Origin of the sequence: Myroides odoratus (assembly GCF_001549985.1) — a bacterium.
In the GTDB taxonomy this organism is placed as follows: domain Bacteria; phylum Bacteroidota; class Bacteroidia; order Flavobacteriales; family Flavobacteriaceae; genus Flavobacterium; species Flavobacterium odoratum_A.
Genome location: NZ_LROZ01000008.1, coordinates 37,064 through 58,743, shown reverse-complemented (window position 1 = coordinate 58,743; position 21,680 = coordinate 37,064). Strand labels below are relative to the sequence as shown.

Here is a 21,680-nt window from a genome sequence, read left to right as displayed (position 1 = left end):
TATTTTGTATTTTTGAGTGATTAAAATGACCAGGATGAAAATAGCTTTAATTCAGGCTCCCCTAGTTTGGGAGGATGTAGAACAGAATACAGCCTACTTTAAAAATCAATTACACCAAATTGAACCAGGAACAGATTTAGTTGTATTGCCAGAAATGTTTACTTCAGGCTTTACAATGAATCCTGAGCGCGTTTTTATGACGATGCAAGACAAGTTTATCGAAGAATTACAATCGTGCTGTAAATCGCTTGATTTTGCTTTAACGGGGAGTATGGTGATCAAGGAAGGAAATCATTTCTACAATCGTTTGTTCTTTATTTGGCCAACGGGTGAATTTAAAACTTACGATAAGCGACATTTATTTTCACTTGCAGGCGAAGAAAAGGTATATGCCCCAGGGGCTGCTCGTTTAGTTGTTGCATACAAAGGGTGGAATATATGCCCTTTGGTATGTTATGATTTGCGTTTTCCAGCTTTTGCCCGTAATGTAGGTGAGGCATATGATTTGTTGTTGTATGTTGCGAGCTGGCCTGATCAGCGCATTTATGCTTGGGATTCGCTTCTAAAAGCGCGAGCTATTGAGAATATGAGCTATGTAGTGGGTGTTAATCGATGTGGGGAAGACCAAAATGACAACCGCTATACAGGACATTCTCAGGTGATTGATTATATGGGACAATACCTCATTGAGCCACAAGAAGGGGAAGTAGTGCGCTATTGTACACTAGATAAAGCGATACAGGATAAAGCGAGAAATCGATTTGCTTTTCTGAAAGACGCAGATGAGATTGAAATAAAATAAATACGTATAGGAATGACTAGATGATGGTTCCATAGTATCAAAAAAAAAGAGCTACCCTATGGGTAGCTCTTCCTATAAAAAGAAATGTCTTTTATTGTTTTGTAAACGTTTCGATTGTTCCCTCAACGTCTAGTTTAAGGGTTTTATCCGCTACTAATTCGTATTTATATGTACTAATTTTCACTGAAGCAGGATCATTGTTAGCAACTTCACTCTCAAAAACAAGCGTGTTATCTACAAGTTTCCATTTGGTAAAGATCATGGCTGGATCATTTACTGCAACCATCGTACCATCCTCTTTTAATTCAAAACCTTGTAGGATATTAGGATTTGCCTGATTGGGTTGTGTCCAACTACCGATTAAGGCAGTTGCAGGAGCCACTTCTGGTGTAGGCTGCTCTGTTACTGTTGGGGTTTCTTCAACTACAGTTGCCTCTTTTTGATCTTTACAAGAAGCGAATGCAAGAGCTACAAAAGCTAAAGCAAGTACAGTTTGTTTTGTTTTCATCTACTAAATCTAAAACAGATTATTTTCTAGTGAAAGAGTCTTTTGACTCACCATTAAGTAGGTTTAATGTGTTACCATCAACTACTTCAAATGGGTAAGATACAGTATCAATACTTGATGTACCATTACCGATGCTTTCTTGTTCCAAGAATAATTTATCTCCTTCTACCCACCACTTTTTAGTTTGAAGTGTAGCCCTATTAATTGAAGCAGCTGTTCCGTCTTCTTTTAATTCGAAACCTTGTACTTCTTTGTCATTAATAGGGTTAGGTTGTGTCCAAGAACCAACTAATACTTTGGTGTCTACAGCAGGTGCTGCAACTTCTTCTACTACTTCAGTAGTTGTTGTTTCTTCAGTCACAGGAGCTTCTTTTTGGTCTTTACAAGAAGCGAAAGCGATAGCTACAAATGCAATAGCTAAAGTCATTTTTGTTAATCTCATCGTGGATTAAATTTTAATTTTGATATATCAAATGTATAGCAGGAAAGTGTGAAAAAATCATTTTAATATTAATTTAACTATGTTTGTAATTAGCACTATTACAGTTTGTTATGTTCTTGTTTTCTAATGAATCACCTGTTTTTAGTTAAATATTTACAATGTGCTTTTCAAAAGATTCTTACACAGGGCTAAAAAGGTGAAAAGGTGAAAAAAAATAGTGGGATTGAATGCATGAATCCTATTTATTCGCAGATTGTGTAAAAGGATGTTCATATTCACTATCATTAGGGAGTAAAAGTGTTTGTTTTTTTGGTTAATTTTGGTAATTAACCAAAAAGGTACTTGCCTAACTTAGATTGTTCAGGGATTGCTATTCTCAACTAAAGCAGAAACGATATGGAATTTTTAATTTTACTTATACTAGTCATCGCCATGATATTGCTTATTAGGATGACTAATAAATTTGATAAAGTCAATACGCAGCTGGAACAATCCAATCGAATGATAGATGGTTTGTCACACATGCTAAAAAAACTGCAAGGGGATATCGATGGTCTCAAAGAGAAGGAGATAGGTTCAATGCCTACAATTGTAGAGCAAAAAGTGGAAGCAGAGCACACGGTAGTGCCACCGCCGATTCCTATTGAGCATCCAGCAGAAACAATACTTCCTCCAGTAGAAGAAGAGGTTGTGATACCAGAACCGATACAGCAAGTAGCTGAGCCAAAAGAAGAAATTCTACCTCCACCAATACCTAGTATGGCACAGCTGCACCAAGTGGAGCATAAAGAACATCCTAGGGCGAATACTATAGTCAAAGAAGCAGAGGATAGCAAGTTTGTCAAAGCATTGAAAGAGTTAAATTGGTTAAATGCTATTGGTATAATCACGTTGGTCTTGGGAATTGGATTCTTTGTAAAGTATGCGATAGATCAAGATTGGATTAACGAGATTGGCCGTGTGGCTTTAGGAGTTGCAGTTGGTGGAATCATTGCGGGTATTGCCCATAAATTAAGCACCAAGTACACTGTTTTTTCCTCTGTGCTAATGGGGGGAAGTTTAGCAATATTGTATACAACGATTACCTTGGCCTTTAGAGAATATCAACTCTTTAATCAAACAGTTACGTTTATTATTTTAAGTATAATTACGGTACTAGCTGTATGTTTATCTATTGCCTATAAGAGACAAGAACTCGCTATTTTTGCCTTTATTGGAGGGATGTTAGCACCACTCTTAATCAGTACAGGTAATGGTAATCATTGGGTGTTATTTTCGTATATCTTCCTTTTAAATACGGGTGTACTTATTGTGGCTATTCGCCAAAAATGGTTGTTGATTGATAAGTTTAGCTATATATTGACCTACCTGTATTTATTTGCTTGGATTGTACTAAAAGTGAATAAAGAATACCAGGCAGATGCAATCTTCTTTACCGCTTTATTTTTCTTGCAGTTTATGGTCTTGTTGGTGTTGCGTTACATTAAGAATTCAAAAGAAAAATCAGATGTTTGGCAGCTATTATACATCACATTGGTGAATTTTACTTCTTTGATTTGTTTCTTCATGATACAAGCGAATAGCATGGGAACTAATTATCTAGGTGTAATTATTGTGGGGATGGCCTTAATTAATGCTTTATTTATTGTGTTGACAATGAGAAGCAAAACAGCGCCGATTGATAAAAACTTTTCGTATACTTTATTAGCGATTACCATCGGGTTGGTGTCTTTGGCGATACCTGTTCAATTAAGTAAGGTCTATATTACGATTGTATGGGCAGTAGAAATGAGCGTCTTATTTTGGATTTGGACCCGTTCAAAAGCAAATCTGTTTAGAATTGGTTCAATGCTACTCGGAGTACTTACACTCGTTTCCTACTTAATGGATATCCGAAGTTTTAATCCAACGTTAATCTATGATATTGAAGCAGATAAAACTAGTATTGTTGAGATACTACCTATTGCAATAAATCAGTATACCTTAACGGGGATTGTCATCCTGTTGTCGTTTTTCTTTATCTATTATATTACAGGAAAAAAACCAGTAGTTGAGGAGGACACAATAGGTTTGAAAGGCATGCAGCAACCAACATCTGGCGAAATACACAACGTTTTAACTAGTTTATTATTGGTATTAGCTTATGGAATCGGATTCTTGGAGATCTCTTATCAAGTAGGTGCCCGAATAGAATATCCTTATCTAGGTGGCACAGCTGGTATTTATAAGTTTTTTAGTTTAGTTACGTATACCGTAGTATATGCGGCGATGTATTTGGTTTGGTATAAAAAGAAGATGACTAAGCTATTTTATTCCATCCATATTGCGGTATCGGGTTTATTACTTTTGCTTTTTACCATTGCTGTCAGTTCCTTGAGAAAAGATATCTTCTATTTTGGTGAGTATACCCCTAGTTATTTCACCTTGCATCTCTTGGCAGTGGGAGCTTTTGCGTATTTCTACTTTAGGTTATATCGCAACATTCAGTTGCTTTCAGACCAAAGTTATAAATGGGTGCATGCGCTGTTATTTGCTTCGCTAGTACTGCTTTCGTCAGTAGAACTTGACAACCTCGTTGTGTGGATGGTTAGTACAGAAGAGACGTATAAAGCTGTTTTATCAGATGTGCATGCCTATGGTTATCCAATCCTTTGGGGCTTGATGGCTATGTTGCTCATGATTATTGGAATGAATAAAGAAAAAGCAGAATTGAGAAAACTATCCTTAATCAGTTTTGGGATTATTGTATTGAAATTCTATTTATATGATGTTTGGCGTATGAATCAAGGCGGAAAGATTGCCTCTTTTGTCGTGTTAGGGGTTATCCTTTTAGTGGTATCTTTCCTTTTAGAACGCATTAAATTATTGCTAAAAGACAAGGAAGAGCAGCATCGCGATACAATAGAATAAACCGCTTATTTTTATTGCAATTAAAAGCATTACACATGAAGAAAATATATCAGATGGCGGTAGTCTGGATGGTAGGGGGAACTTGTTTGCTGAGTACATCATCTGGATATGCTCAAACTAAAATTTATAAGGCAAGTCTTCCTCCTGTGGCAGCGCGTGGATATTATTCGATTGAATTGGATAATCGATTAATAGGGAATGCTAAAGCGGACTTATCTAATCTTCGTATTCTTAAACAAGAACAAGGACAAGCGATTGAAGTGCCTTATTTTATTCGAGCCGTACAGCCAACGTCTAAAGAAACGAAGGTTGTTGAACATCCCTTAATGGATCGCGTAGAGCGAGATAGCATCAATCGCTTCGTTATTCACAATCCAGAAGAAAAAAAGATTGCGGATTTTTATGTTACGATAAATAAAGCAGACGTTGCAATTACGGCATCTGTAAGAGGAAGTATGAACAAAAAAGACTGGTTTATTGTCAAACAAAAAACACCTATTTATACCTATGCCTCTTCCGAACGAGAAGAAGAAACCTTGTTTGTTTCTATTCCCGAAGGACGTTATCCGTATTATGAAATGGAGCTGATTAACAATCAATCAACTCCCCTGAAAGTAAACAAAGTAACTACGGTAGTTGGAACAAAGACCTATGGTCAATTTAGTCCAATTCAGCTGCAATATGATAAGAGTACCACCCATTCGAAAGATAAAAAAACGTGGGTGTCCTTTGTTCCACAGGAGTTGAGTTATAAATTAAATAAACTAGTGCTAGAGATAGCATCGCCAACAGATTACTATCGCAAGGCTGTTTTAAAAGATTCAATAACAAACGTAGTGGTTCCGTTTATTATTTCTTCTAAACAGCAAAATGAGTGGATGTTAGATGATGTATTGGTTCGCAATCCTTATATAGAAATTGAGAATGGAAATAATAGACCACTTACAATTCAATCCGTTCAGCTTTATGCGTTAACTCGCTTTGCAACAGCGTATCTTGAGGCAAATGAAAAGTATGAGGTAGAAGTTAATAGCTCAACGCAAGGCGTACCAGAATATGATATTACTTATTTTAAAAATGATATCCCTGTGAATTTGCCTCTCGTTCAAACGCAGGATTTCAACTATCAAACCGTGGTAAAAGAAGACGCGAATGAAGAACAAAGCAATCGAGATCGATTAAATATGATCCTATGGGGTGTCTTGATTGTTGTAGGATTATTTATTGCGTATATCTGTTATAAAACCTTCCAGAAATTAGAGAAGTAAAAAAGATAAAAATGATAGAAACAAAAAGCAGCAGTCCATTTTAGTTGGCTGCTGCTTTTTGTTTTATCTCTTTGCTGGTTTTTTCGCTGGTTTCGTAGGATTTGTTGACGTTTTCTTCTTCGGAATAGCCAATACATCTATATCTTGATTGATGTCCCAGTTTGCGCGAACATCAATGGGCTCATCAGTGTAAAAGGTTTCTTCCGGTTGGCGTTTATCCCAATAATAGCCTGTATCCCATTTGCCATTTTGATTGTCGTCATAAACGATACGCACATAGTATTTACGCGGGGGTAATAAATCAAAAACGACAGTTTGCGGTTCTTTGATGATTTGTGTTGCATATACTTTTTCTTGTTCGTCAATCAGTTCAACAATAATTGGATAGCGTTTAACAGAATTTAAACTGAGGTTTAAATTCCCATAATCACTGTGCTTTGTTGTTTTCAACGCATAGCTTAAAGTATCGTTAGCATGGCCAAAAATATCTGTTAAGGCTTGAGGCAACAGTTGAATGGCATATAATTCTTCTTGATTTTTCTCAAATAGTAACGCTATTTTTTGCTCATCCAATATTTCTTGAACTTCAAAGGAAACAGGGAGCGAGTCCTTGTTGATAATTTGAATCAAATTTTTATTTACTGTAGCAATAGGTGTTGTTGTTTTTAAGGTAAAATTCTCTTTGAAATCGATGTTGTTATTCTTTGCTGTCACACTCAAGGTATCAATTTCCTTCATTTTTGCACGAGGACGTACGGTAAATGTCTCTAAATAATCCTCTTTGCTAACGGCAATATGAAGCGAATCTGCAATGACCTTAGGGAACCAAGCCTGAAGGGAGTCTTTTCCTTCCAATGGTGTATATACACTTTGGATTATACTGTCATTTTTAGATACTTTAATTTTTACTCCTTCTTTATTACCCTTATAAGGCAAATACCATTTGTTCTCCGAAATTTGAGCGGGACGTTTAGCCGTAAACTTTTCTTCTGATTTGAATAAGACTAGATTGTATTTTTTATCGGTAGGGATCACAATAGTGTCCAAGATAAAAGCAACCTTATCTTGATCAGGCTTAAACATATACGTATTCGTTTTTTGCTTTAACGCAACAGCATAATACGTTCCTGCTTTGATATTCTCAATAGAGAAGGTAGTTAGAGAATCAAGTGTATTGGTGATATACAAGGGTTTCTCTTTGTAAATGGTTGAGTCTTTGAAGGTCGTAGCATCATATAACATAACATTGACAAAGTTGTCCGTTTTTAGCTGATGCGCTGATTGTATGGTTCCTTGAAGCTTTAGTGAATCAATATAACTTCCTGTGGAGAAAATATATTTAAATTGAGGTAATACGTTTCCTTCGTTATTATCTGTTATGGCATCTCCAAAATTGAAACTATAGGTTGTATTGGGGTGTAGCGTATCCCTAAGCTTAATCGTCATTGTCTTTTTAGGACTTCCCATAGGGGAAATTTCAGGATTGTTCTTCAACGGTGGAGAAACAATTAAATTCTGATTGGCATTTTTTATTTTGATGAATTCATCAAATTCAATTCTAATCTCATCCTTATCAAAGTTAATCGAATAATTTTCAGGATAACTTTTTAATACGACAGGAGGTAGTGTATCCATAGGACCACCAGAAATATAGCCTCTTTTAGCACAATTAGAGAAACAGGTTACACATAAAATGAGTAAACAAGTAAAAAAATAAAGACGAAACTTCGACATAGTTTTGTTTTGAAAAGGCAAAGTAACAATTATATTTTTTACTTAGAAAATATCAGCCCCTAAAAACTTTATTTTGTGTAGGCTAAACACAAAATACTCACCTTGCTATCAGGGATTTGTAATAAAAGCCTTGCACACGTTTCCAAGGTGCTTCCTGTTGTTAGAATGTCATCCAATAGCAAAAAGTGTTTGCCCGTTAAGTCAGATGTAGCTTGTAACTGAAAAACAGTAGGTTTTGCTTGTATGCGTTCTTGAAAGCTTTTTGTTGTTTGTGAAGCGGTTTGTTCTACTTTGATTAGAACGGAAGGATGGAGTGGAACGTGAAACCGTTGACTCAAAGCTTTTGCAAATCCATCCACTTGATTGTAACCGCGTTGACGAAGTTTTTTGCGATGCAATGGGACGGGAACTATGAAATCGACTAGTGGAAACGCCTGAGTCTCCGCGAGAAATTCTGCGTATAAAATACCAAGAGTAAAACTAATTTCGGGTTGGTTGTTGTATTTCAGCTGATGAAGAAGATTAGAGACAATACCATTTTTGACGTAGTACAACAAGCAACTTGCTTGTTGTATGTTGACTTTGCCATAAAATTTTCCCATGGCTTCATTGGAAGGATGCAAATGTTGGTTCGTAAAGGGCAAGGCTGCTCGACAAGCAGTACATAGCAATTCTTCTTGCGCAAGGAGGATACGAGAACAGCCCGAACAGCTTTTCGGAAAAAAGAGATTGAGGAGGTCTTTGAGCATAAAAGGGGTTTTGTTTACTTAAAAATAACAGAAATCGAGGGAATAAAAAACCACATTAAATGAAAGCAACCAATATCTTTGTAATGTATAAGCAAAAAGTAAAACGGCATGGAAAAGTTAATAATCATTTTAAAGCAAATGGTGGAACAAGGAAAACAGGTAGAAGCTCGAAGATTAGCAGAGGAGATACAACTCCGATTAAAGGCGATGATTGATTGTGCTGAGACAGATGAAGAATTGGTGCGTTTTGCCAAGATGCAAAAGATTGTAGGAGATTTACAACAACAAATAGAAGCTTAATGATATGGAATGTCCTTGTGGTAGTGAACATCAATTAGCGGATTGTTGTATGCCTTTTCTCCAAGGAGCGGCGTATCCAACAACAGCAGAAGCCTTGATGCGTTCTAGATATACAGCTTATGTATTAGCCAATGCGAAGTATCTGATTGATACAACACATCCGCGAACGCGTCATTTGTATAGTAAAAAATCAATTTTACAATGGGCTAGTGAAAATCAATGGGTACGATTAGAAATTGAAGCGGCCTCAGCTTTACAAGTTGTATTTCGTGCCTATTTCAAAGATGCAAATGGACAGGACCATCAACATTATGAAAATTCAACCTTTGAATTGTTAGGTGAAAAACTGTACTATGTGTCTGGTACTTTTGAAGCGTAGTGCATTCCTAGTTTAGGATGTAAAAGAATAAATGAAAGTAGTATAAGCAAAAAAAAGTGATGAAAAAAACGAGAATTGAAAGCGATTTATTAGGAGAAATCGAAGTTCCTATTGATGCGTATTATGGGGTGCAAACCCAAAGAGCGATTGCTAATTTTGCTATTTCGAAGCAAAAGTTGGCAGATTATCCTGCTTTTATTAAAGGATTAGCGTTAGTAAAATGGGCAGCTGCTAAAACCAATTATGAACTTCAACTCTTAGATTCAACAATATATCAAGCCATTGAAACTGCATGTAAAGAACTAGTAGCGGGTCAATTTCATCAGGATTTTCCTATTGATATGATTCAAGGAGGAGCGGGGACTTCAACGAATATGAATGCCAATGAAGTGATTGCTAATCGCGCCTTGGAAATTTTAGGTCATGCTAAAGGAGAATATCAGTATTGTTCACCGAATGATCATGTGAATTTATCTCAATCAACAAATGATGCCTATCCAACCGCATTTAAAGTGGCGTTATTTGAGATGAATCAACGTGTTGTACTCGCCTTAACTTCGTTAGTTCAAGCATTAGAAGAAAAAGAGATTGCATTTCAAGATATCCTTAAAATGGGACGTACGCAATTGCAAGATGCTGTTCCGATGACTTTAGGACAGGAGTTTGGAGCTTTTGCTTTTACGTTAGCGCGTGAAATAAACAAATTAGAAGAAGCGAGTCAAGCATTTTTGGAAATTAATATGGGGGCTACCGCTATTGGAACAGGATTAAATGCAGTTCCTGGATATGCTACTTTATGTGCTCAACATTTAGGGAAGCTCATGCAGCAACCTGTAGTTTCAGCGGCAAATTTAATCGAAGCAACATCGGATACGAGTGGATTGGTGGCTTATTCTAATACCTTGAAAAAGGTTGCTATTAAGTTATCAAAGATGTGTAATGACTTGCGTTTACTGTCTTCTGGTCCGCGTACAGGATTAGCTGAAATTCAGTTGCCTGCCATGCAACCAGGTTCTTCTATTATGCCTGGAAAAGTAAATCCAGTGATTCCGGAGGTTGTGAATCAGGTGTGTTTTAAAGTAATCGGAAATGATATGACGATTACTATGGCTTCAGAAGCTGCACAGTTGCAGTTGAATGTAATGGAACCTGTTTTGGTACATAGTTTGATGGAATCTATGGAATGGATGATTCAAGCCATGGATACATTAAACGAGAAGTGCATCAAAGGAATTCAAGCAAATGCTGATCATACTAAAGAGCAAGTGTTACAGAGTATTGGAATTGTAACTGCATTAAACCCTTATATTGGGTATAAAGCAAGTACAAAAATTGCCAAAGAAGCACTAGAAACAGGAAAAGGAGTATATGATTTAATCCTCGCTCATCAGTTGATGACTAAAGAGCAATTGGATGAATTACTAGATCCTAAACACATGCTTGCGCCACATGGAGTAGCCAAGTAAGCCTAAGAAAATGTAAAAAGAAATCAATCGTTTTAGTTTTTTTTGTAAATTACTAATATGAGAGCTGTAATTATTGGCGCAACAGGAGCCGTTGGAAAAGTATTAGTCCGTCAACTATTGTGTGATGAGCGCTATCATTTTGTTGAGATTTTTGTGCGAAGCCCTTGGGATATTCAGCATCCTAAGCTGATTTGTCATGTCGTTGATTTTGAACAAATGGGACAATGGCATCATCTCATTGAAGGGGATGTTGCTTTTAGTTGTTTAGGAACGACGAAGAAGCAAGCAGGCGGAAAAGCAGCACAATGGCATATCGACTATGATTATGTAATTCAATTTGCGAAGTATTGCAAGGTTAAATCCGTAGAAACGTTCGTTTTGGTTTCCTCTAAAGGAGCAGATTATCGCAGTAAAGTCTTTTATCTTTACCTAAAAGGAAGAATAGAGCAAGCGATTGCCCAATTGCATTTTAGCCGTACGATTATCATCCGACCAAGTTCGCTAATTCGACCGAATTCCGATCGAGGCGGTGAGAAAATAGGCGTAAAAGTGTTGCAGCTTCTCAATCGAATAGGGTTGTTTAAATCGTATAGCCCTGTGGCTGTTTCTAAAGTAGCCGATCGCATTCGCAATGGAGCTGTAGATCACGTTACCTATAATTTGGTTGTGATTGAAAATGATGAAATATAAAAAAGGGCTCGCTATTCATAGCGAGCCCTTTTCATTTAAAGATATATAAAGGATTAGTTAGCCTTACTGAATTCTAAATTCACGGTAATATCAATCTCTTTCCCAATAGCTTGTCCTGTTGGGTCATAGGCTACATCAAAGTCAAAACGGTTGATTGTCGTTGTTGCTTGAAAACCAAGTTTAGTATTCCCATTTCCATCATCTGCTAATAAACCACCATAGGTTAATTTAAAAGTTACAGGTTTGGTGATATTCTTAATTGTTAGGTTTCCTGCTAACTCATATTTATCTTTCCCTGTTTTTTTGATTGATTTTGTGTCAAATTTTATGGAAGCAAATTTTGCTGTATCAAAAAAATCTGCCGATTTTAAGTGATTATCGCGCATTTCAACACCTGTATCGATGCTGTTTGCATCTACAGTAAAGCTGAAAGTACCTTTCGTTAAATCTTCAGGATTTCCTACAAATGTTCCTTCATATTTTTCGAATTTACCATCAACAAAAGAAATGCCTAAGTGTTTTACTGAAAAGTTTAGGAACGAGTGCATTGGGTCAACATTCCATTTTGTTTGTGCAAATGAAGTAACTGAGAATAAGGCTGCTACAACGAATAAAGCTATTTTTTTCATATCTGTTATATTTTGTGATTATCAATAATACAAAGTTAGACGTGTTCTGATTAATAGCGACTTAACCTACATTAAGAAACATACACACTTCCAAAGAATCAAATTAAAAAAGGTGTACAATAAAATAATGGTGTTATTTTTGATTTTTGGTCGTGATAATGTATTAAAATTAATATTTTTTTAGATGTAAACCACATTAATTATGTGAAAATGTATTTTCTAAATAAGAGTAGTTGATTATTTGACTTTTGTTTATGAGATTACAAAGGGTTCTCAATTGGATGATTTAGTTTATGAATAGGGTTACTTTCAATTGAAAAATAGCACACCTTCCTCATATATTGGGAGGGTTACTTTAGCAGCCATAATAATGAACGACCATGATGAATACCTACCTAATGAACGGATTCACAAGTTGAAACGCTTACAACAACAAGTAAGTATGGAATGGGATTTGGTTATATCCGTTCTAAGGTTGAAGTGTATAAAGTAAGTAAAGGATTTGAAAGTGAAGAGGCGATAAGCAAAAGAATAAAAAAAGGTTCCTCAACATCTGTTGAGGAACCTTGTATATGGAATAATAATGATGGGTTACATCATTTTCTTTAACCAATTTTTCATGGATACTTCTTCGTTGATAATCGAACGTAAATCTGCAATTGCAACGCGATCTTGTTTCATTGTATCTCTGTGGCGAATCGTAACGGTTTTATCTTCTAGCGTTTGGTGATCCACTGTAATACAGAACGGAGTTCCCAAAGCATCCGCACGACGGTAACGACGTCCTACAGCATCTTTTTCATCATAAGCGACGTTGAAATCCCATTTCAAGTCTTCGATAATCTCTTGTGCAATTTCTGGTAAACCATCTTTTTTCACTAGAGGGAAGATTGCTGCTTTTGTTGGCGCTAATACTGCAGGTAATTTCAATACCGTTCTTGTAGTTCCATCTTCTAACGTTTCTTCTTGTAGCGATTTAGAGAAGATAGATAAGAACATACGATCCAATCCTACTGAGGTTTCTACCACGTATGGAACATACGAAGAATTGGTTTCGTTATCAAAGAACTGTAATTTTTTACCTGAGAATTGCTCATGTGCTTTTAAGTCAAAGTCTGTACGCGAGTGAATTCCTTCTAATTCTTTAAATCCGAATGGGAAGTTGAATTCAATATCGGTTGCAGCATTGGCATAATGTGCTAATTTTTCGTGATCGTGGTAACGGTAGTTTTCTGCTCCCATACCTAAAGATAAATGCCATTTTAAACGCGTATCTTTCCAATACTCGTAATATTTCATTTCCTCTCCTGGTTTTACGAAGAATTGCATTTCCATTTGTTCAAATTCACGCATACGGAAAATGAATTGGCGTGCTACAATTTCGTTACGGAATGCTTTTCCTGTTTGGGCAATACCAAAAGGAATTTTCATACGTCCCGTTTTTTGAACGTTTAAGAAGTTAACAAAAATACCTTGAGCCGTTTCAGGGCGTAGATATAAATCCATTGCCGTATCTGCAGAAGCTCCTAATTTTGTACCAAACATCAAGTTAAATTGACGTACTTCCGTCCAGTTTTTAGAACCTGTTTCAGGATCAGCGATTTCTAACTCTTCGATAAGTGCTTTTACATCAGCCAAATCTCCTGTATCTAAACCGCGAGCCATGCGCTCTAAAATTTCTTTTTTCTTTGCGTAGTATTCTACCACACGTGGATTAGTCGCAATAAATTGCTCCTCATCAAAAGCTTCTCCAAAGCGTTTTTTCGCTTTTTCAATCTCTTTTAATGCTTTTTGGTGTAATTTTTCACAGTAGTCTTCAATTAAAACGTCTGCTCTATATCTTTTTTTACTGTCTTTATTGTCAATTAAAGGGTCATTGAATGCATCAACGTGACCTGAAGCTTTCCAAGTGGTTGGATGCATAAAGATTGAGGCATCTATTCCTACAATATTTTCGTGCATTTGTACCATGGATTTCCACCAGTACTCTCTAATATTTCTTTTTAACTCTACACCGTTTTGAGCATAGTCATAAACTGCACTCAAACCATCGTATATTTCGCTAGATGGAAAAATATATCCATACTCCTTTGCATGCGAAATAACATTCTTAAAAATATCTTCTTGTTTTGCCATACTGCAAAAGTAATAAAAGACTTTAAGATTAAAAACTTCACCACAAGCTATTTGCTGTTAATAATCTTAAGTTTATTGGGTTACTATTATATTTGCTTGTTGTTTTTTACTTTTTGTGCATTGTAAGCTGATAAAATGCGTTCTGTATTCTCGATATGACCGGATTGATTCCAATTATCATGCCCTGGAATTACTGTTTTCGCTTGTTTAAACTTGCTTTTAACTGCTTTGATTGTTGCAGGCCATGCATCAGTATTACCATCTCCAATATAACCAATGTCTGTTGCTTCAGCACTTTTAATCAAACAACCTCCGTATAAAACTTTTTCTTTTGGAAACCATACTACTGTATTATCCTTGCTATGCCCTTCTCCTAAAAAATAAACTACGATCTCTTCTTTGCCAAAAGTGAAATGTTTTTCCTTGCCAAAAGTAAATTCTGCTTGGGGTTCATTTCTGTTTTTGAGAATTTCATTCGTTAATGCATAAGTATAGGTTTCAGCCCCTGCTTTTCTGAAATAGTCCAATCCTCCTGAGCGATCTTCATGAAAGTGTGTCGTAATCACCCATTTTACCTCTTTGTTGTGTTGTTTTCTGATATGTTCTACTAAAGGGTCATTTTGCTCTTTATCCCAAGGCGTATCGATTAGAATCGCTCCCTCATCTGTTACTATATATAAGGCATTGGACGAATATTCCACACCGTTATACATTTGATACGTAATGTAAACATAGATGTTATCCTGTAGTTTTTCAACCTTTAAGGGTTTGGATTGAGCGAATACGAAAGTCGTAGATGCAAGTAGTAAAATACTGCTTAAAAATTTGTACATAGTAGATTTTGTATAAAAAAATGAAGAAAAATAGGTGCAAATCTCCGTTGAATTTTCTAAGATATCCAAAGGAAATGCAGGGTATAAAAAATGATTTTTTAAAACGTATTTTTTATTTATACAAAGATGCGAAAAAAAAAATAAAATAGATTGAAAGAATGTGATAAGAGATGCTGTAATAAAAAAATGCCTAGAATTAAATTAAAGTCTAGGCATTTTACTCTGTTTGTTGTTTCGATTTACATTTTATCATTGAAACCTATGCTCACATGGGTCGCATCACAAAAGGGTTTGTTTCTCGATGCTCCACAACGACATAAAGCAACTCTATTTCTTTTTTCATAGGTGGTTCCATCAGCTGCTTGAAGTTCAAAATCTCCTCGGACATAGAGCCCTGCACTTACTTTTTTTTCTGGATCTTGTACGACAGATATACTCGCCTCGTATGTGTTCTCAATCAGTTTGTTGTCTGCAACTGCGGTTAAACGTCCTGCTGGGCATGCACTAGCTCCTTCAATTGCTTCTCGCTTATTTTCTGGCTCTTCTGATCGAGAGGTTAATGTCCAAACTTCAGCTCGTTCACGATGGCAATATCGTGCAAAAGCACAACGTTCATCATCAAGCAGGCTCATTGCAGGACCTTTTTGTAGTGAAACTCGATCTAAGTAGTTACTTCGATCTGCTGTTTCTGTTCCATTGAACTTAATCTTAGTATGTGTTCCATCACAAAAAGGTTTATTTGAGGATGCTCCACATCTACACAAGCGATATTCACTGTCTTCTTGAAACTCATTGGTTTCTATAGCTGCCAATACTCCGTTTTTTCGTTTAGAAGTTTCCTCTATAATTTTTTTTAATCCTTGAACGACATAAGGTCCATTGGGTAGAATCTTTATCTTAAACATATTTGTATTTTTTAGTTGGTTTATGATAAGTTAAGGATTATATGTGTTTTTATTAGTTAATTATGAGTGAACTTTGTGTTTTATCTGTTTATTTTATTGATTCTAATTAGTGAGGCTCTAGGATTGTTTAATGCCTAGGTATCAAATTGGTTTGACCCAATAAGAAAGCCTGTTTTTTTCCTAATTGATGAATCTGTTTTTTCAGAAAATACGATGTTTTGAACTTTTTTGATTAGGAATATCTATTCCTCATCTTCTGTATTTCTCAATTTCATGAGCAAGGTATAAGCTCCTTTTGAAACAATGGTTTTATGGGTTAATGCTTCTGCATTGAGAATAGCCGTGAATCCATTTTCAGTTTCTCCAATTTCAACCGCAGTTAGTTGATAGGTTTGTTTCCCTGTTTCCACAAAAATAAAGTGTTTTCCTTCAAAATAAACGACACTCTCTTCGGGTAAAGCTTTGGTTAAAGAAGAATGGGTGTCAATTTCTGCATTCATATACATTCCTGGTAGAAGATTTTTTTCAAAATGCTCAAAATGACAATGTACTTCAGAAGTTCCTTCTGTGTTGACATCCATGCTAATGAGTACAATCTCTCCTTCGTATTTCTTTGTTGGGTTATTGTTGGTAAAACTCACTACACGTTGTCCTACTTCTAGTTTATCTAAATCTTTTTCATAGACTTTTAGATTTAAATGAATATCTGTAGGATCAATTAATTCAAACATCACATCGGAAGGGGTAACATATTTTCCAATGTTCACATACGTATTACTTACGAAACCATTAATTGGGCTGTAAATAGCAATAGATCGACTAATCGAATTATAGGTCAAGGTTGAGGGATTGATATTAATCAAACTCAACTGTTGTCCTAGAGCATTCATGGCAATACGCTGTGTATTCATCTCGGCTTGGGCTTGTTGCATGACTTTGTCGCTGCTGGCTTGACTTGCATTTAGATCTTTCTGACGTTGATAATCCAACTTGGCAAATTCATACTTGTCTTTAGCGATAAGGTAATTTTGTTGCAATTCAATATAACGCGGATCCTCCATAATGGCAATCTGCTCGCCTTTTTTGATTTGCATACCGGGCATTAACTTGGTTTGCTTGATGTAACCGCCTAGTGGATTAGTCACGGAAATTAAATTTTGTGGAGGAACATCAATTTTTCCATTTAATTTCAATACTGTAGCAATGGTGTGTTCTTGAATTTGAGTGGTTTCTAGATTAACATGCTTGAGTTGAGCATCCGTTAACTGTACGATATCCGTTTCTTCTTGTATGTTTAGTTCTTCTGGAGTCGTTTCTTTGCCTTTGCATTGCATAAACATTGTAGACAAGGAAAGACTTACCATGACAATAGAAAATCGACGAATAGTTTTATATAAGATAGACATAAGGCTAATTATTTGAAGTTAGATAATTGATTTGGATGACTGTGTCATTGTACGCTTTCAGCGAGTCAAAGTAGTTACTTAACAATTCTAAGGCTTGATTGGTCAATAAGACATATTCAAGGTAGTTAATCTCTCCATTGATGAATTGCAATTCTGCTGTTTTCATAATTACATCAGCGCCTTTTGGGGCTTGTTGTTCATAACTTGCTAGTATTTGTTGACTACTGGTGAGGTTTATCAACAATTGTTGATAACGATTGACGATATTTTGTTTGGTCATCGTTAATTCTGCTTCTGCTACTTTTTCGGCTTCTTTAGAAGCGCGTATTCTTCCTTTTTGGCCAAAGTCAAAAAGCGATAGGGTTAAACCAACCTGAAATGCGTGAAAACGATGCTGGCGATTATAATACACATCATTGGCTGCTAATCCCATAAAACTGCTGTTGTTGTAAACCAATTGAATCGTAGGTAATAGTTTAGATCGCTCTAACTGGGTTTGTGCCTGTGCAATTACGCTGTTTTGCTCTGCTATTTTGAGCTGTGGGTTGTAATCGAGGTCTTGTTCTAATCCCAATAATTCTGCTTTGTTGTTTTCCAATACAGGAAGCAACTCTTCTTCTGTGTTGAGTAAATAGTTCAATTGCAATTGAGCTAGACTCTTGGCTTGTGCTACTTCAGCTAGTTGCATCTGAATTTTAATCAATTGATTTTTGGCTGTGGTTTGTTCTAATATTGTACTTTCTCCTTTTTGAAAGCGCAATGTAGCCTTGTTGTAAAAAGAGGTATACATGCTATCTGCTTGATGTAACAGTTGTTCTTTTTCATTCCAATAGAAATAATCGAAAAAGCTTTGTGTAACTTCTTTTTTGATTTCCACCGTTTTGAGCTCTAAATCGAAAATGCTCTTTTGCCATGTCTTTTGATAGACTTTCTTCTGCTTGTTGTAAATCGTTGGAAAGGCAATATCTTGACTGATACTAAATTTGTTGTCTGTATAAGGGCCATTAATCTGGCCAAATTCACCTGCAACTGTTGTTTGAGGAAGGTCAGTGGCTGTATGGATAAATGCTTTGGCAAAGGTGGTACGCAACTGTTCTGTGCGAATGGCATGATTGTTTGCCATTGCGCGTTCAATCGCATCGTCTAAACCAATTGGGGTTTGAGCGAAGGATTGGTTCGCTGTTAAGAGTAACAAGCCAATTGTTACTACTAAGGTGCTTACTTTTTTCTTTTTGAAGAAAGAAAAGTTCAGCTTTTGTTCAAAAGTGATATATAATAAAGGCAAAATAAATAAAGTTAAGAAAGTAGCGAGAATTAATCCTCCAATTACTACGGTTGCTAAAGGGCGTTGTACTTCTGCTCCAGCACCATTGCTCAGTGCCATAGGAAGGAATCCAAAGGATGCCACAGAAGCGGTCATTAATACAGGACGCAAACGACTTTTTGCTCCGCGAACAACAACATACACAATATTGGTAATCCCCGATTTTTGTAATCGGTTGAATTCTGCAATTAATACAATACCGTTTAATACGGCAACACCAAATAAGGCAATAAAACCAACACCGGCACTGATACTAAAGGGCATTCCTCTTAAGGCAAGAAGAAAAACACCTCCAATGATAGAGAGTGGAATGGCAGTGAAAATCATCAGACATTCTTTGATATCGCGGAAAGCAAAGAACAGCAAGACAAAGATGAGTACTAAGGCCAAAGGAACGGCAATAGCTAAGCGTTCTTTAGCTTCGTTTAGATTTTCAAATTGTCCACCATAGGTAATGCGATAACCTGTAGGAATCGTAATTTTTGCTTCTACTTTTTGTTGCAATTCTTCAACAATACTCTGAACATCACGACCTTTTACGTTGAAACCAACAAAAATACGGCGTTGTGCATTTTCGCGTTGAATCTGATTTGGTCCTTCTTTGATGTCAACAGTGGCCAATTGATTTAACGGAATCTGTGCTCCAGATGGAGTAGGAATTAAGATATTGCGGATTTGTTGTATGTCTTTTTTACTTTTTTCATTCATACGCACTACAATGTCAAATCGCTTTTCTCCTTCGTATACCATACCTGTACTTTGACCAGCTAAGGAAGTATTGACAATGCGATTGATATCACTAATAGACAAGCGATGACGAGCAATAGCAGCACGATCATATTCAATCAGTAACTGTGGCATTCCTGTGATTGGCTCTACATATAAGTTTGTTGCACCTGAAATAGTATTGATGATTTGGCCAATTTGATTGGCTGTTGTCGCTAAGGTGTCTAAATTATCTCCAAATACTTTGACTACAACATCTTGTCGAGCTCCTGTCATAAGCTCATTGAAGCGCATTTGCACAGGAAATTGGAACCCCACGGTAATTCCGGGAACTTCTTCCAATGCATGTGTCATCTTTTCTGCTAATTCGGGGAAAGAAGAAGCTGAAGTCCATTCTTTTTTATCTTTCAGGATAATCATCATATCTCCAGCTTCCATCGGCATGGGATCTGTTGGTACTTCACTGTTTCCAATTTTGGTCACTACTTTTTCTACTTCTGGAAATTGATTTACTAAAATATGAACTGCCTTTTGCGTACTTTCTATGGTTGTCGTAAGATTACTTCCGTTTAAGACTTTGGTATCTACAGCAAAATCCCCTTCTTCCAAGGATGGGATAAATTCACCCCCTAAGGTAGATAGGATATAAATCGCACTTACAAACAGTAAACCAACAATTGCATAGATGGTTTTGGGAATCTCCAGTACTTTCACCAAGGCATTTTGATATACTTTTTCCAATTTTGCCATGAAACGATCTGCAAAATTCGGTTTCGTGCTTACCTTTCTACTCAAAATCAAGGAACTCATCATGGGAACATAGGTCAGTGAGAGTAAAAATGCACCCAATAAGGCAAAAGCTACGGTTTGTGCCATGGGTTTAAACATTTTTCCTTCAATACCTTGTAAAGTTAAAATTGGAATATAAACAATAAGAATAATGATTTGTCCAAATACCGCACTATTCATCATTTTTGATGCAGATTGTACGACGGTTTGATTCATTTCTTCTTGTGCAAGTAAGACTTTTTCTTTGAATTTATTGTTGTGACTGAATTGATGGAGGACGGCTTCTACAATGATGACGGCTCCATCGATGATTAAACCAAAGTCCAAAGCACCTAAACTCATGAGGTTTCCACTGACGCCAAATAAATTCATCATTGAGATGGCAAATAACATGGCTAGAGGGATAATAGAAGCAACTAATAATCCCGCACGGAAATTACCTAAGAATAAAACTAGTACTAATACGACAATTAAGGCCCCTTCTAATAGGTTGGTTTTTACTGTTCCAATGGCGTTATTCACCATCTTGGTTCTATCTAAGAAAGGTTCAATAACAACTCCTTTGGGCAGTGATTTTTGAATTTCAACTACTCTTGCTTTGACATCTTGAATTACGTTGTTGCTATTTTCGCCTTTTAACATCATGACGATTCCACCTGCAACTTCTCCTTGGTCATTGTAAGTCATTGCTCCATAACGGGTAGCATGTCCAATTTGTACTTTGGCAATATCGCGAATGAGAATAGGGAACTCCTTGTCTTTTGAAGTAATCGCTATATTCTCAATATCTTCTACTGTTCCGATTAATCCTTCAGAGCGAATGTACAATACCGTAGGTCCTTTTTCAATATAGGCACCTCCTGTATTCTCGTTGTTTTGGTTGAGGGCTTCAAAAACATCTTTGATGGTCAATCCATTGGCATCAAGTTGATTTGGATTGATAGCAATCTCATATTGCTTTAATTTTCCTCCAAAGCTGCTCACTTCAGCCACTCCTTTTACCGCAATCAATTGACGGCGAACGATCCAATCTTGAATGGATCGCAATTCCGTTAAATCAAATTGTTTCTCATATCCTTTTTCAGGGCGAACAACATATTGGTAGATTTCTCCTAAACCGGTAGAAATAGGTCCTAATTCTGGTTGACCTACTTCTTTAGGGATGTCGTTTTGCACTTGCTGTAAACGTTCTCCTACTTGTTGTCTAGCCCAATAAATATCAACATCTTCTTCAAATACAATGGTAATTAAAGATAAGCCGAAGCGAGAAAAGCTTCGAATGCTTTTCATCCCTGGGATGTTGCTATTTGCTTGCTCTATGGGGAAGGTAACTAAGCGTTCAATATCTGTTGCACCATAATTAGGTGCTACAGTAATCACTTGGACTTGATTGTCCGTGATATCTGGTACAGCATCGATAGGTAATTTGGTCATTTGAAAAATACCAACACCGATTAGGCCGAGTACCATTAAGCCTATGATCAATTTATTCTTGACAGAATATTCAATTATTTTATTTAACATAATACGACTGTTGTACTCAAGAACAAGGGGCTATCTAGTGGCGAAATTGAATACATACCACAGCATCATCGTTCCTTAAACAACGTGTGTTAGGAAAGAAGGACTAAGGTTCATGTGCAATCACGGCACTATTGGATAGATACTGCTATTGAGTTGATAC

At 36.4% G+C, this 21,680-nt stretch carries 17 protein-coding genes; 7 read left to right on the top strand and 10 right to left on the bottom strand.

Annotated features, from left to right (window positions below; genetic code table 11):
• Positions 1–34: 34 nt before the first annotated feature.
• Positions 35–802, top strand: coding sequence for a nitrilase family protein (locus AWV75_RS10250; protein ID WP_060874275.1), 768 nt, complete (start codon positions 35–37; stop codon positions 800–802).
• 91 nt (positions 803–893) lie between these two features.
• Here the strand turns inward: AWV75_RS10250 and AWV75_RS10245 are convergent, their stop codons facing one another.
• Together AWV75_RS10245 and AWV75_RS10240 are read right to left on the bottom strand one after the other, a co-directional pair.
• Complete coding sequence (locus AWV75_RS10245) at positions 894–1,310, bottom strand: lipocalin family protein (protein WP_060874274.1); 417 nt, start codon at positions 1,308–1,310, stop codon at positions 894–896.
• Positions 1,311–1,329: 19 nt separating this feature from the next.
• Positions 1,330–1,752, bottom strand: a complete 423-nt coding sequence (locus tag AWV75_RS10240; protein ID WP_060874273.1) for a lipocalin family protein — start codon at positions 1,750–1,752, stop codon at positions 1,330–1,332.
• 396 nt (positions 1,753–2,148) lie between these two features.
• On the opposite strand from AWV75_RS10240, the gene AWV75_RS10235 reads away from it, so the two are divergent.
• Together AWV75_RS10235 and AWV75_RS10230 are read left to right on the top strand one after the other, a co-directional pair.
• A complete protein-coding gene (locus tag AWV75_RS10235; protein ID WP_060874272.1) occupies positions 2,149–4,662 on the top strand; it encodes a DUF2339 domain-containing protein in 2,514 nt (837 codons plus the stop codon).
• A 35-nt stretch (positions 4,663–4,697) separates the two neighbouring features.
• Entirely contained in the window at positions 4,698–5,930 is a 1,233-nt protein-coding gene (locus AWV75_RS10230) for a hypothetical protein (RefSeq protein ID WP_060874271.1), read from the top strand.
• A 63-nt stretch (positions 5,931–5,993) separates the two neighbouring features.
• Here AWV75_RS10230 and AWV75_RS10225 read toward each other — a convergent pair whose 3' ends face one another.
• Positions 5,994–7,565 (bottom strand): Ig-like domain-containing protein, encoded by a 1,572-nt coding sequence (locus AWV75_RS10225; RefSeq protein WP_231738086.1) that lies wholly within the window; start codon positions 7,563–7,565, stop codon positions 5,994–5,996.
• Between the two features lie 167 nt (positions 7,566–7,732).
• A complete protein-coding gene (locus tag AWV75_RS10220; protein WP_060874269.1) occupies positions 7,733–8,413 on the bottom strand; it encodes a ComF family protein in 681 nt (226 codons plus the stop codon).
• A gap of 108 nt (positions 8,414–8,521) precedes the next feature.
• On the opposite strand from AWV75_RS10220, the gene AWV75_RS10215 reads away from it, so the two are divergent.
• The 4 genes from AWV75_RS10215 to AWV75_RS10200 are packed head-to-tail and all read left to right on the top strand — an operon-like array spanning position 8,522 to position 11,248.
• Positions 8,522–8,713 carry a hypothetical protein gene (locus tag AWV75_RS10215; RefSeq protein ID WP_060874268.1) on the top strand — a complete coding sequence of 64 codons (192 nt, stop codon included), beginning with the start codon at positions 8,522–8,524 and terminating at the stop codon, positions 8,711–8,713.
• Positions 8,714–8,717: 4 nt separating this feature from the next.
• Positions 8,718–9,092 (top strand): YchJ family protein, encoded by a 375-nt coding sequence (locus AWV75_RS10210; RefSeq protein WP_060874267.1) that lies wholly within the window; start codon positions 8,718–8,720, stop codon positions 9,090–9,092.
• Positions 9,093–9,151: 59 nt separating this feature from the next.
• On the top strand, positions 9,152–10,558 hold the full coding sequence (gene aspA, locus AWV75_RS10205; RefSeq protein WP_060874266.1) for an aspartate ammonia-lyase: 1,407 nt from the start codon (positions 9,152–9,154) through the stop codon (positions 10,556–10,558).
• Positions 10,559–10,615: 57 nt separating this feature from the next.
• Positions 10,616–11,248, top strand: a complete 633-nt coding sequence (locus AWV75_RS10200; RefSeq protein WP_060874265.1) for an NAD(P)H-binding protein — start codon at positions 10,616–10,618, stop codon at positions 11,246–11,248.
• Positions 11,249–11,301: 53 nt separating this feature from the next.
• Here the strand turns inward: AWV75_RS10200 and AWV75_RS10195 are convergent, their stop codons facing one another.
• From AWV75_RS10195 to AWV75_RS10170, 6 genes are all read right to left on the bottom strand, one after another.
• Positions 11,302–11,877: a YceI family protein gene (locus AWV75_RS10195; RefSeq protein WP_060874264.1), complete on the bottom strand. Its 576-nt coding sequence runs from the start codon at positions 11,875–11,877 to the stop codon at positions 11,302–11,304.
• A 591-nt stretch (positions 11,878–12,468) separates the two neighbouring features.
• The gene (locus AWV75_RS10190) at positions 12,469–14,013 is read right to left on the bottom strand and encodes a glycine--tRNA ligase (protein ID WP_060874263.1); all 1,545 of its coding nucleotides are present in this window, start codon (positions 14,011–14,013) and stop codon (positions 12,469–12,471) included.
• 86 nt (positions 14,014–14,099) lie between these two features.
• A complete protein-coding gene (locus AWV75_RS10185) occupies positions 14,100–14,846 on the bottom strand; it encodes a subclass B1 metallo-beta-lactamase MOC-1 (protein WP_060874262.1) in 747 nt (248 codons plus the stop codon).
• Positions 14,847–15,085: 239 nt separating this feature from the next.
• Positions 15,086–15,751 carry a CDGSH iron-sulfur domain-containing protein gene (locus AWV75_RS10180; RefSeq protein ID WP_060874261.1) on the bottom strand — a complete coding sequence of 222 codons (666 nt, stop codon included), beginning with the start codon at positions 15,749–15,751 and terminating at the stop codon, positions 15,086–15,088.
• A 242-nt stretch (positions 15,752–15,993) separates the two neighbouring features.
• Positions 15,994–17,157 (bottom strand): efflux RND transporter periplasmic adaptor subunit, encoded by a 1,164-nt coding sequence (locus AWV75_RS10175; RefSeq protein WP_060874260.1) that lies wholly within the window; start codon positions 17,155–17,157, stop codon positions 15,994–15,996.
• Between the two features lie 4 nt (positions 17,158–17,161).
• Complete coding sequence (locus AWV75_RS10170) at positions 17,162–21,520, bottom strand: CusA/CzcA family heavy metal efflux RND transporter (protein ID WP_060874259.1); 4,359 nt, start codon at positions 21,518–21,520, stop codon at positions 17,162–17,164.
• Between the last annotated feature and the right edge of the window lie 160 nt (positions 21,521–21,680).